The organism is Variovorax sp. PMC12 (assembly GCF_003019815.1).
GTDB lineage: Bacteria > Pseudomonadota > Gammaproteobacteria > Burkholderiales > Burkholderiaceae_C > Variovorax.
Map to the genome: position 1 here is coordinate 5369461 of NZ_CP027773.1, position 11977 is coordinate 5381437.

13 protein-coding genes are annotated in these 11977 nt (G+C 68.3%); 10 read left to right on the forward strand and 3 right to left on the reverse strand.

The annotated features are described in order from the left end of the window. Positions 1 to 14 precede the first annotated feature (14 nt). Entirely contained in the window at positions 15 to 485 is a 471-nt protein-coding gene (locus tag C4F17_RS25210; RefSeq protein WP_106937065.1) for an Lrp/AsnC family transcriptional regulator, read from the reverse strand. 90 nt (positions 486 to 575) lie between these two features. Between C4F17_RS25210 and C4F17_RS25215 the strand changes: the two genes are divergently transcribed. The 3 genes from C4F17_RS25215 to C4F17_RS25225 all read left to right on the forward strand — a co-directional run bounded on the left by C4F17_RS25215 (position 576) and on the right by C4F17_RS25225 (position 3679). Continuing rightward, positions 576 to 1757 carry a M20 aminoacylase family protein gene (locus C4F17_RS25215; RefSeq protein WP_106937066.1) on the forward strand — a complete coding sequence of 394 codons (1182 nt, stop codon included), beginning with the start codon at positions 576 to 578 and terminating at the stop codon, positions 1755 to 1757. Positions 1758 to 1762: 5 nt separating this feature from the next. Next, complete coding sequence (locus tag C4F17_RS25220) at positions 1763 to 2989, forward strand: diaminopropionate ammonia-lyase (RefSeq protein ID WP_106937067.1); 1227 nt, start codon at positions 1763 to 1765, stop codon at positions 2987 to 2989. A 93-nt stretch (positions 2990 to 3082) separates the two neighbouring features. Continuing rightward, complete coding sequence (locus tag C4F17_RS25225; RefSeq protein ID WP_106937068.1) at positions 3083 to 3679, forward strand: DUF4337 domain-containing protein; 597 nt, start codon at positions 3083 to 3085, stop codon at positions 3677 to 3679. Here the strand turns inward: C4F17_RS25225 and C4F17_RS25230 are convergent. Continuing rightward, positions 3676 to 4884, reverse strand: coding sequence for a patatin-like phospholipase family protein (locus C4F17_RS25230; RefSeq protein WP_106937069.1), 1209 nt, complete (start codon positions 4882 to 4884; stop codon positions 3676 to 3678). The genes C4F17_RS25225 and C4F17_RS25230 overlap by 4 nt on opposite strands. A gap of 76 nt (positions 4885 to 4960) precedes the next feature. Between C4F17_RS25230 and apbC the strand changes: the two genes are divergently transcribed. From apbC to C4F17_RS25250, 4 genes are all read left to right on the forward strand, one after another. Further along, the gene (gene apbC / locus C4F17_RS25235) at positions 4961 to 6052 is read left to right on the forward strand and encodes an iron-sulfur cluster carrier protein ApbC (RefSeq protein WP_106937070.1); all 1092 of its coding nucleotides are present in this window, start codon (positions 4961 to 4963) and stop codon (positions 6050 to 6052) included. Between the two features lie 2 nt (positions 6053 to 6054). Continuing rightward, on the forward strand, positions 6055 to 6999 hold the full coding sequence (locus C4F17_RS25240) for a LysR substrate-binding domain-containing protein (protein WP_106937071.1): 945 nt from the start codon (positions 6055 to 6057) through the stop codon (positions 6997 to 6999). 127 nt (positions 7000 to 7126) lie between these two features. Further along, complete coding sequence (locus tag C4F17_RS25245) at positions 7127 to 8824, forward strand: OFA family MFS transporter (protein ID WP_081265965.1); 1698 nt, start codon at positions 7127 to 7129, stop codon at positions 8822 to 8824. Between the two features lie 89 nt (positions 8825 to 8913). Next, positions 8914 to 9261: a winged helix-turn-helix domain-containing protein gene (locus C4F17_RS25250; protein ID WP_081265964.1), complete on the forward strand. Its 348-nt coding sequence runs from the start codon at positions 8914 to 8916 to the stop codon at positions 9259 to 9261. Between the two features lie 86 nt (positions 9262 to 9347). Here the strand turns inward: C4F17_RS25250 and C4F17_RS25255 are convergent, their stop codons facing one another. Further along, entirely contained in the window at positions 9348 to 9578 is a 231-nt protein-coding gene (locus C4F17_RS25255) for a hypothetical protein (RefSeq protein WP_106937705.1), read from the reverse strand. 110 nt (positions 9579 to 9688) lie between these two features. On the opposite strand from C4F17_RS25255, the gene modB reads away from it, so the two are divergent. The 3 genes from modB to C4F17_RS25270 are packed head-to-tail and all read left to right on the forward strand — an operon-like array spanning position 9689 to position 11937. Then, positions 9689 to 10372, forward strand: a complete 684-nt coding sequence (modB, locus tag C4F17_RS25260) for a molybdate ABC transporter permease subunit (protein ID WP_081265963.1) — start codon at positions 9689 to 9691, stop codon at positions 10370 to 10372. A 27-nt stretch (positions 10373 to 10399) separates the two neighbouring features. Beyond that, positions 10400 to 11149, forward strand: coding sequence for a molybdate ABC transporter substrate-binding protein (gene modA, locus C4F17_RS25265; protein ID WP_106937072.1), 750 nt, complete (start codon positions 10400 to 10402; stop codon positions 11147 to 11149). Next, positions 11146 to 11937, forward strand: coding sequence for an ABC transporter ATP-binding protein (locus tag C4F17_RS25270; RefSeq protein WP_106937073.1), 792 nt, complete (start codon positions 11146 to 11148; stop codon positions 11935 to 11937). The genes modA and C4F17_RS25270 overlap by 4 nt, the downstream gene beginning before the upstream one ends. The last annotated feature ends 40 nt before the right edge of the window (positions 11938 to 11977 follow it).

Sequence of the window (11977 nt, forward strand, 5' to 3'; positions counted from 1 at the left end):
CGCGGCCTGCCTGTCTAGGGGCGTGAAACGGGCACGTCGAGGCTCGCTTTCACCGGGTCCATCGTCACCAGCGTGCGAAAGCGCTTGACGTTGTTGCTCTGGAAGAAAAGCTGCCGGGTCAGCGCGGTGTACTGCGCCATGTCGCGCACCACGAAGACCAGGATGAAGTCCCACTCGCCCGTCACGTAGTAGCACTGTTGCACCTGCGGGCAGTCGCGGAAGCTCTGCTTCATGGCGTCGAGCAGTTCGATCTGCTCGCTCTCGGTCTCCACCTCGGCCACGATGGTGAGCGGATGGCCCAGCGCGGCGGGCGACAGCACTGCGCCGTAGCGCTGGATCACGCCCTCGTCGAGCATGCGCTTCAGCCGCCGGTTGACGGCGGCCGTCGACAGGTGCACCCGTTCGCCGAGTTCGCTCTGCGGCATGCGGCTGTTGGCCTGCACGAGGTCGAGCAGGCGAAGGTCCAGGGCGTCCAGAGGTGTCATTCGAGGGCGGCGACGCAAAAACGTTGCGTCAATGGGCGCGATTTTGCGCGCCCATACTGCTGTGTTGTCAATAGCATCTCGCCATGAACATTGCAGACACCCCCCCTGCGCGACGAACTCACCGGCTGGCGCCGGCAGTTGCACGCCATGCCAGAGACTGGCTTCCAGGAAGCGAAGACCTCCGCCTTCGTGATCCGCGTGCTGAAGGCGCTGGGCCTCGAGGTGCACACCGGCATCGGCGGCACCGGCCTCGTCGCCAACCTGAAAGTGGGCAGCGGCAAGGGCGTGATCGGCCTGCGCGCCGAGATGGACGCGCTCGACATCACCGAGCTGCCCGCCGACCGTGCCCATGCCTCCACCGTGCCCGGCAAGATGCACGCCTGCGGCCATGACGGCCACATGTCGATCGTGCTGGGCGCCGCGCGGCTGCTGCGCGAGCGGCGCGACTTCGACGGCACCGTGCGCTTCATCTTCCAGCCTGCCGAGGAGCACGGCCGCGGCGCCAAGGCCATGATGGACGACGGCTTGTTCGAGCGCTTCCCGGTCGACGAGATCTATGGCCTTCACAACATGCCCGGCATGCGCGCCGGCACCATCGCCACGCGCGTGGGCGGCATCATGGCCAGCGAAGACAACTTCGTGATCCACGTGAAGGGGCGCGGCACGCATGCCGCGCGGCCGCACATGGGCATAGACCCGATCGTCATCGGGGCGGAGATCGTGCTGGCGCTGCAGACCATCGTGTCGCGCACGCTCGACCCCGGCGCGCAGGCGGTGGTCTCGTGCACCGAGTTCATCACCGACGGCATCCGCAACGCGATTCCGTCGAACGTCGTCATCAAGGGCGACACGCGCAGCTACGATCCGGCCGTGCAGCACATGCTGGCCACGCGCATGCGCGACATCAGCGAAGGCATCTGCCGCATGCACGGCGCCGAATGCGACTTCAGCTACACCCACGAGTTCGCGCCCACCGTGAACTGGGCCGAGTGCGTGACTTTCGCGGTGGCTGCCGCCACGGCCGTGGTGGGTGCCGGGAACGTCGACGCCGATGTGGTGCCGTTGATGGCGTCTGAGGATTTCGGCGCGTTCCTGCGGGCGGTGCCGGGTGCCTTCGTGTTCCTCGGCAACGGGGCCGACGGAGAGCCCGGCGGCACGCCGCTGCACAACAGCAGCTACGACTTCAACGACGAGGTGCTCGCGACGGGCGCCCGCTATTTCGCGGAGCTCGTGCGCATGCGCCTTCCCCGATCGACCGGCACGGGGAGCTGAGCAGCATGTTTTTCACCAACCCCCGGGCAAGCCGGCGCGCTTACGACGAATCCCTGCGCGAAGTGATGAGCATCGCGCGCGGCAAGCAAAGCCGGCAGTGGCTGTCGAGCTGGAACCGGCTTTCGCCGCAGCCGACACCGGCATGGGCGCTGCCCCGCCTTGCGGCGCAACTGGGCATCGGCGGGCTGACCGTCAAGGACGAATCGAAGCGCTCGGCGCTCGGCAGCTTCAAGGTGCTCGGCGCGCCGGTGGCGCTGCTGCGGCTCGTGCTGCGCCGCTGGCCCGATCGCGGATGGACGCCCGGCGATCTGCTGGCGGGGCGGCATGCCGGGGCGCTGCGCGATTTCGTGGTCGTCAGCGCGACCGACGGCAACCATGGGCGTGCGCTTGCCGCCGCCGCGCAGAGCATCGGCTGCCGCTGCGTGATCGTGCTGCATGCGCAGGTGAGCCAGGAGCGCGAAACGCCCATCGCGCAACTGGGCGCCGAGATCGTCCGCATCGCGGGCAACTACGACGAGTCGGTCGAAGAAGCCGCGCGGCTTGCCGGGGCCAACGGCTGGGAGGTGGTTTCCGACACCTCCTACGACGGCTACGAGGAAGTGCCGCGCGACGTCATGCAGGGCTACGGCATCCTGGCTGACGAACTGCTGGAGCACGCCGCCGCCGAAGGGCCGTGCCCGTTCACCCACGTCATCGTGCAGGGCGGCGTGGGCGGGCTGGCGGCCGGCGTGGCCAGCCATTTCTGGGAACGCTATGGCGCCGCGCGTCCGGCCTTCATCGTCGTGGAGCCCGAGCAGGCCGACTGCCTTCTGCAGAGCGCGCGAAGCGGCCGCCCCGCGCGTGCCACGGGCTCGGTCGACTCGGTGATGGCGGGGCTGGCCTGCGGGGAGACCTCGCCGCTCGCGTGGCGCTTCCTGCAGCCTGCCGTCGATCTGTTCATGACGGTGACCGATGCACAGGCAGAGCAGGCAATGCGCACCCTCGCGACCGGCGAGGCGGGCGATGTGCCGGTGCTCAGTGGCGAGTCCGGCGCGGCCGGCTTGGCGGCGCTGCAGGTGCTCGCGGCCGACCCCGATGCGCGCCGTTCCTCCGGCCTGGGCCCTGCGGCGCGCGTGCTTTTGGTCAGCACTGAAGGCGCGACCGCGCCTGGCGTCTACCGCGCGATCACCGGGCGCTCGGGCGAAGAGGTGGTCGCGGCGCAGGAGCAATGGCTGCTGCGGGAGCACCGGTAGGCGCAAGCGCGTCCCGGCGCGTTGAGGCAACTGTCATCGGCGGGCGTGCATACTCGCGCGCCCCCACCCCAGCATCGCTTCAACAAGGATCCCATGTCAGGACACGGCTTTCACGTGCACGGCCCGCACGATCACGAACTCGAACACGCCGCCTCGGGCGGCGGCCACGGCCAAGAGGCCGGCGGCATGAGCATGACCAGCAAGATCGCGATGTGCACCGCGGTGATCGCCACCTTCGGCGCGATCTTCTCGTACATGGGCGGCGCCACCCAGGCCAACGCCGGGCTCTACAAGAACAATGCCGCGATCAAGAAGACCGAGGCGTCCAACCAGTGGAATTACTTCCAGTCGAAGAGCACCAAGCAGGCGCTGGCCGAGTTCGCGCGCGACACCGCGACGGACGACAAGCGCCAGGGCTGGCAGGTCAAGGTGAGCCGCTACGAGCAGGAGAAGACCGAGATCCAGGCCGCCGCGAAAAAGCTTGAAGAAGAGGCGAGCCGCTGGGACGCCCAGTCGGAAGAGCAGATGCACCAGCACCACCGCTGGGCGCAGGCAACCACCGTCCTTCAGGTGTCGATCGCGCTGGCCGCCATTGCGCTGCTCACAAGGAAGAAATGGCTGGAGCGCGCGATGTTCGGCGTGGCCGCCGCGGGTTTCGCGGTGGGCGTGCTCGCCGCGCTGCACATCTAGGCCGCGCTTGCGGGGCTGCCCCAGCCGAAGAACCGCAGCACCTCGTCGCGCTGGCTCATTGCGTCGGCGCGGCCCAGCGCCATCAGCTCGCGCGTGTAGGCCGACTCGAACAGCAGGTAGCTCGCAAGCGCGCCGCCCTTCACGTCGGCCGCCACCTTCGAGCCGCCCAGCAGGTATCGCACCGCGCCGGGCAGGGCGTCGACATGGCGCGCCGCGATCACGTCGAGGCGCTCCGACGGCGAGATCACCAGCAGGTCGAGCGGACGCAGCCCGCTCGCCGCCCGCGCTGCCTCGGGAATGAGGCTCAGCGTGTGGTTGACGCGGTGCAGCCGCTCGATGTCGACCGCCAGCGCATCCAGGAAGATGCTCGACAGCGCATGGCCCGCGATCTGCGCCATCGTCGGGTAGCCGGTGTGGGTGTTGGGGCCAGGCGCTTCGCGCGGCTCGTGCATGCGCCCGGCGCCGATCACCACGATGCGCTGCGCGCCCAGGTGGATGGCCGCTGCAATCGGTGCCGACTGGCGCATCGAGCCGTCGCCGAAGTACTCGATGTGGTCCTGCTGCATCGGCAGCGCGGTGGCCGGGAACACGAACGGAATGGCCGATGAAGCCAGCAGGTGCGCATGGGTGATGCGGTCGCGCACCGAGATCCGCTGCGAACGCACCCAGGGTTCCATGGGCACGGCCGCCTCGAAGAAGGTGACGTGCTCGCCCGAGCTGTAGCTCGAGGCCGTCACCGCCAGCGCCTGCACGTGGCCGTCTTTCATGAGCTGCGGCAGGCGGTCGAGCTGCACAAGGCGCTGCAGCAGCTCTGCCAGCGGCGAGTTGTCCAGCAGCGACCTGGGCTTCACGCGCATCCAGTTGGCCGCGAAGCGCCCGAGCCCGAGCAGCATGCGCCATCGCGCGCCGCTGCCGATGACGGAAAGCGAGTCGGCCTTGTACACCTGCTCGGCGCGGAACTGGCTCCAGACTTCGGCGATGTGCGCCACCACGTGGTCGAAGCTGTCGGCGCCGCAGGCCAGCGCGGCCGCGTTGATGGCCCCGGCGGAGGTGCCGGTGATGACCTGGAAAGGATTGCCGGCGCCGGCAGCGGGGCCGGCGCCGCGCCGGATCTCGGCGATGGCCTCCAGCACGCCCACCTGGTAGGCGGCCCGGGCGCCGCCCCCGGTGAGCAGGAGGCCGGTGACGGGGCTTGTCTCTGGCATTTTTTGGTTATTGAGGAGCTGTTCGATGAAGGCCCGGAGAGCGCACTAGACTACCGGCCATTCAGGAGTTTGATCAATGGCACTCACCCCAGAAGGGCTGACGGACGCGCTCAAGGCCGTCGCGGACCCTAACACCGGCAAGGAATTCGTGGCGAGCCGGTCGCTCAGAAACCTCCAGGTCTCGGAGGGCGACGTGTCCTTCGACATCGAGCTCGGCTACCCCGCCAAAAGCCAGCACGCGGCCATCCGCAAGGCGCTGGTGGCGGCTGCCAAGACGGTGCCGGGCGTGGAGAACGTGTCGGTCAACATCGTCACCAAGGTCATCAGCCACGCGGTGCAGCGCGGCGTGCAGCTGATGCCCAACGTCAAGAACATCATCGCGGTGGCCTCGGGCAAGGGCGGCGTGGGCAAGAGCACCACGGCCGCCAACCTGGCGCTGGCGCTGGCCTCCGAAGGCGCCACGGTGGGCCTGCTGGACGCCGACATCTACGGCCCGAGCCAGCCCATGATGATGGGCATCGAAGGCCGCCCCGACAGCGCCGACGGCAAGACCATGGAACCCATGGAGCGCCACGGCGTGCAGGTGATGTCGATCGGCTTCCTGGTCGACCAGGACCAGGCCATGATCTGGCGCGGCCCCATGGCCACGCAGGCGCTGGAACAGCTGCTGCGCCAGACCAACTGGAAAGACCTGGACTACCTGATCGTCGACATGCCGCCGGGCACCGGCGACATCCAGCTCACGCTGAGCCAGCGCGTGCCGATGACGGGCGCGGTGATCGTCACCACGCCGCAGGACATCGCGCTGCTCGACGCCAGGAAGGGCATCAAGATGTTCGAGAAGGTGGGCGTGCCGATTCTGGGCATCGTCGAGAACATGGCGGTGCACATCTGCTCGAACTGCGGCCATGCCGAACACATCTTCGGCGCCGACGGCGGCAGGAAGATGGCGGCCGAATACCAGATGGAATACCTCGGCGCGCTGCCGCTGGACATCAAGATCCGCCTGCAGGCCGACAGCGGCGCGCCGACGGTGGTGTCCGACCCCGAAGGCGACGTGGCGGGCATCTACAAGGCCGTGGCGCGCCGCGTGGCCGTGGGCATCGCCGAGAAGGCGAAGGACTTTTCCTCCAAGTTCCCCACCATCTCGATCAGCAAGAACACCTAGGCATGAACCTGCTCGCCTCGATGCGCTATCTGGTTGCGCTCAGCGAGCACAAGCACTTCGGCCGCGCCGCGCAGGCCTGCCACATCACCCAGCCGGCTCTGTCCAACGCGCTGCGCGCGCTGGAAAGCGAGTTCGGCGTCGTCATCGTCAAGCGGGCCCGGGTGTACGTGGGCCTCACGCACGAAGGCGAGCGCGTGCTGGCCACCGCGCAGCGCATGCTGCGCGAGAACGACGTGCTGGTGCAGGAGCTGCGCAGCACGCAGGGCGACCCGCACGGCCGGCTGAGCATGGCGGCCGTGCCCACGGCCATTCCCATGCTGTCGCGCTTTGCGGCCATGCTGCAGCAGCGGCATCCGGGCATCGTGCCCGCGGTGCTGTCGATGAGTTCGCAGGAGCTGGAGACCGGGCTCGAGAGCCTGTCGGTCGACCTCGCGCTCGGCTACACCGAGCGCATGCACCTGCCGGGCATCAAGCTCAAGGCCTGGCCGCAGAGCATCGAACACTACTTCCTGCTGCGGCGCGCGAAGAAGGCGTCGGCCGACCATCTGCGCATCGGCAAGCCCATGCCGTGGGCCGAGGCCGGCAAGCTGCCGCTGTGCCTGCTCACGCCCGACATGCACAACCGCGCCATCATCGACCAGGCGCTGCGCGAGGCCGGCGTGCCGGTGGCGCCGGCCATCGAGACCAACTCGGTGCTGACGCTCGCGCTGGCGGTGAGCGTCGGCACGGTCAGCAGCGTGCTGCCGGGCGCGATGGTGGCAGCGGTGCGCAGCCACCGCGAGCTGGAAGCGCTACCGCTGGTGTCGCCCGAGGTGCGCACGCCCATCGGCTTCATGACGCAGGACGGCGTGCGAAGTTCGCGCGCGCTCGACGCCGCACGGGCTTTCCTGCAAACGCCCGAGTGGCAGGCACAGGTGCAGCAGCACAGCGGCACGCTCGGCGCCTAGCGCATCGATCATTCAAAAATTGAATCGGGGCATGCGCTGATCGAATTTGACGGCGCATGAAGCGCTCACTCACACTCCGCGGCCAACATTCGGCAACAAATTACACATCAGGCGAACAAGGAGAAACATGGCAGGATCATCTGCAGGCGTTCTTGAAGGAGAGCGTATCGGTGGAGGCGGATCGCAACGGCAACCCGGCTTCCTGGAAAAAGAACGCATCATCGCGGGCCCCGGTTTCAACCGCTGGCTGGTACCCCCGGCCGCACTGGCCATCCACCTGTGCATCGGCATGGCCTACGGCTTCTCGGTGTTCTGGCTGCCGCTTTCGAAGGCGCTGGGCACTGCCGGCACCGGCGCACAGGCCTGCGCCAAGGACATGAGCTTCTTCGCGGAGCTGTTCGCCACCAACTGCGACTGGCGCGTGGCCACGCTCGGCTGGATGTACACGCTGTTCTTCGTCTTCCTCGGCTGTTCCGCAGCCCTGTGGGGCGGCTGGCTCGAACGCGCGGGTCCGCGCAAGGCCGGCGTGGTGTCTGCGCTGTGCTGGTGCGGCGGCATGCTGCTGTCGGCACTGGGCATCCACCTGCACCAGTTCTGGCTGATGATCCTCGGCTCGGGCGTGATCGGCGGCATCGGGCTGGGCCTGGGCTACATCTCCCCGGTGAGCACGCTGATCAAGTGGTTCCCCGACCGCCGCGGCATGGCGACCGGCATGGCCATCATGGGCTTCGGCGGCGGCGCGATGATCGGCTCGCCGCTGGCGGTCGACCTGATGAAGCGCTTCTCCACCACCACCGACGTGGGCGTGATGCAGACCTTCGTGGTCATGGCCATCGGCTACTTCGTCTTCATGATGGCCGGCGCGCTGGGCTACCGCGTGCCGCCCTCGGGCTGGAAGCCCGAAGGCTGGACGCCGCCCCCGGCGCAGACCAGCAACACCATGATCACGCAGCGCCACGTGCACGTGAAGAAGGTCTGGGGCATTCCGCAGTTCTGGCTCGTGTGGCTGGTGCTGTGCATGAACGTGAGCGCCGGCATCGGCGTGATCGGCATGGCGTCTCCGATGCTGCAGGAAGTGTTCGGCGGCGCGCTGATCGACCTGCCGGCCAAGTACGGCCAGCTCGACAAGACCCAGTTGGCGGCCATCGCGGTGGTGGCGGGCGGCTTCACGGCGCTGCTGTCGCTGTTCAACATCGGTGGGCGCTTCGTGTGGGCGAGCCTGTCGGACAAGCTGGGCCGCAAGCTCACCTACACGGTGTTCTTCGTGCTCGGCGCCGTCTTGTACGCGAGCATTCCCTCGTCGGCCGGCGCGGGCAGCAAGCTGCTGTTCGTGGGCGCATGCTGCGTGATCGTGTCGATGTACGGCGGCGGCTTCGCCACCGTGCCGGCCTACCTGGCCGACCTGTTCGGCACGCAGTTCGTGGGCGCCATCCATGGCCGCCTGCTCACGGCGTGGGCCACCGCGGGCATCCTCGGCCCGGTGGTGGTGAACTACATGCGCGAATACCAGCTGGGCCTGGGCCTGCCGCGCGAGCAGGTCTACAACCAGACCATGTACATCCTGGTGGGCATGCTGGTGATCGGCTTCATCGCCAACCTGCTGGTGCGCCCGGTGGCCGACAAGCACTTCATGACCGACGCCGAACTGGCCGTCGAGAAGAAGCTGGCGCACGAGAAGGCCTCCGCGGCCGAAGTCGGCAGCGGCTCTGGCCGTGCCGACACGGTGAGCCCGCTGGTGGTGGCGCTGGCCTGGGTGGCGGTGGGCATTCCGCTGGCTTGGGGCGTCTACAAGACGCTGGTGAGCGCGGCCAAGTTCTTCAACTGACCGCGGCTGTCCGGGCGACGCCGCCGCGCTTGGGCGGCTCGCACCGGGCAGACAATGGCGCTCCGCATTGGTTTACGCTTCGCGCCAACATGAAATCCAAAGTCCAGTTCCGCCTGCGCATCTACCGGGACGACGCCATTGCCATCGGCCCCGGCAAGATCGCGGTGCTCGAGGCCGTGGCCGAGACGGGATCGATTTCCGCGGCGGCCCGCTTGCTCGGCATGTCGTACCGCCGCGCCTGGATGCTGATCGACGAAATGAACAAGGCGCTGGTCTCGCCGGCCGTGAACACCGCCGCCGGCGGCTCGCGCGGCGGCGGCACCGCGCTGACGCCGGTGGGCGAGGAAATCGTCAAGCACTACCGGGCCATCGAGAACGCGGCGCGCCTTGCCGCATCGGCCGACATTCGCGCGCTGACGCGTCTGCTCGCGCCATGAAGGCCGAAACCCTCGAGCGCGCCGGCTGGTTCGGGGCCGGGCCCGATCAGCTGCCGGGCACGCGATCCGGCGACAGGATCGGCTGATCAGGGCGCAGCATGCGCTGCATTGCGGCGCAATACTTCGCCGATGTCGTTGGCGTCGGCCTCGGCCACCAGGAAAGACTGGCTCTCGCCGTCGGGCGCGGTGATGGACAGCACGAAGCCCGCGGCGTCCATGGCACGCTCGATGCGCCACTCCTGCACCTGCGTCACGTGGCGAAGCTCCGGCCTGCCTGAGATCGAACGGACAACGGTGTCGTGGGCGGATGGGCGCATGGGTTCCAGGGTGTCCAACGCTATATCCACCAGTATATGAAGACTCATCGGTTTGCGCACCCCCGTGACAACCTCGGGGCTGCGCGTGTAACAATCGCCGCCGTATTCCAATGAACACGACGAATTCACTCATCGCCTCGACCGACTGGTTCCCGCTGGTGCTGTCGCTCAAGGTCGCCGCCGTGGCCACCGTGCTGGCGCTTGTCGCCGGCGTGGCGCTGGGCTGGATCTTCGCCCGCAAGAAGTTCTTCGGCAGCAGCGTGCTCGAGGCCGTGTTCATGCTGCCGCTGGTGCTGCCGCCCACCGTCATCGGCTACGCCATCCTGGTGGCGGCCGGGCGCCGCAGCCCGCTGGGCGCGTGGCTGCGCGAGCACCTCGACTACACCATCATCTTCAGCTGGCACGGTGCCGTGGTGGCGTCCGCCGTGGTGGCGCTGCCGCTGGTGCTCAAGTCGGCCAGCGCCGCGTTCGCCGGGGTGGACCGCTCGCTCGAGGCGGCGGCCAGCACGCTGCGGCAATCGCCGTTCTCCGTGTTCCTGCGCGTCACGCTGCCGCTGGCGTGGCCCGGCATCCTGGCCGGCACGCTGCTGGCCTTCGCGCGCGCCATGGGCGAGTTCGGTGCCTCGCTGATGGTGGCCGGCTCCATTCCCAAGCAGACCCAGACGCTGTCCATGGCCATCTACGACGCGGTGCAGGCGGGGCATGACGATCTCGCGCTGCTGCTGGTCATCGTGACTTCGCTGCTGTCTATCACCGTGCTGGTGCTGTCGAACCGCTTCTTTTCTCTTCGCTGATTTCGTTTCAACCATCTGGAGTTGTCCATGCGTCCGTTTCGCCTTCTGTCGTTGGTTCTTGCGCTCGCCTTGCCGCTGGTTGCGGGCGCGCAGCAGATCACCGTGTCCGCCGCCGCCAGCCTGACCGACGCATTCAAGGAAATCGGCCCCAAGTTCGAGGCCGCCAAGCCGGGCGCCACCGTGCGCTTCAACTTCGCGGCCTCGGGCGTGCTGCTGCAGCAGATCGGGCAGGGTGCGCCGGTGGACGTGTTCGCCAGCGCCGACCAGGAAACGATGAACCGCGGCGTCGAGCAGAAAGCCATCGACGCCGCCACGCGAAAGGACTTCGTCACCAACAGCCTGGTGCTGATCGAGCCCGCCACGGGCGCCGTGGGCGTGAAGACCCTGCAGGACCTGGGCGGCGCCAGCGTCAAGAAGATCGCCGTGGGCAAGGTCGCGACCGTGCCGGTCGGCCGCTACACCAAGCAGGTGCTCGACGGCGCCAACCTGTGGACCACGCTCGAGCCCAAGTTCGTGCAGGCCGACAGCGTGCGCCAGGTGCTCGACTACGTGAGCCGCGGCGAGGTCGAGGCCGGCTTCGTCTACCGCACCGACGCGGCCGTGGCCGGCGACAAGGTCAGGATCGCCTTCACGCCCACCGGCCATACACCGGTGACATACCCGATCGCCGTGGTGGCCGACAGCAGGCAGAAGCCGCTGGCCGGCGACTTCATCGCGTTCCTGTCGACGCCCGCCGCGCAGGAAGTGCTCACGCGCTACGGTTTCGGCAAGCCATGATCGACGTCGATATGAAGCTCTCGGTGCAGGACGGGGCACGCCGCTTCGACCTGGCCGTGCGCTTTCAGACCGACGTGCCCTTTGCCGCGCTCTACGGCCCGTCGGGCGCGGGCAAGTCGCTCACGCTGCAGGCCATTGCGGGGCTTCTGCAGCCGTCGGCCGGCCATGTGCGGCTCGACGGCCGCACGCTGTACGACGCGACCCGGGGCATCGACGTGCCCGCGCCGGAACGCCGCATCGGCTACCTGTTCCAGGACTACGCGCTGTTCCCGCACCTCACGGTGCGCCAGAACGTCGGCTTCGGCCTGACCGCGTGGCACCGCCGCAGGCCGTCCGCAAAGGATGCCGAGCGCGTGCAGGCGCTGCTGGAGAGCTTCGGCCTCGCGGCGCTGGCAGACAGCCGCCCGCGCAACCTCTCGGGCGGCCAGCAGCAGCGCGTGGCGCTGGCGCGCGCACTGGCCTGCGAGCCGCAGGTGCTGCTGCTCGACGAGCCCTTCGCCGCGCTCAACCCCATGCTGCGCAGCGAACTGCGCAACGAGCTGGCCCAGGTGCGCAAGCAGTGGGGCATTCCGGTGCTGATGATCACGCACGACATCGAGGACGTGCTCGCGCTGGCCGACGTGGCCTTCGTCTACAGGGACGGCCAGGTGGTGCGCGAGATCGATCTGCACAACGCCGAAAGCCGCGAGTTTGCGCTGCATGACATCGCAGGCGCGCAGGTTGTTGAAGAGACGCCGCTGCGCAGCAAGCTGCGCGGGTTGCTGATGCAGGACGCGCGCGGCGCCTGAGGCCTCGCTTCATTTCCATTTTGAATCGCCGCATGTGCCG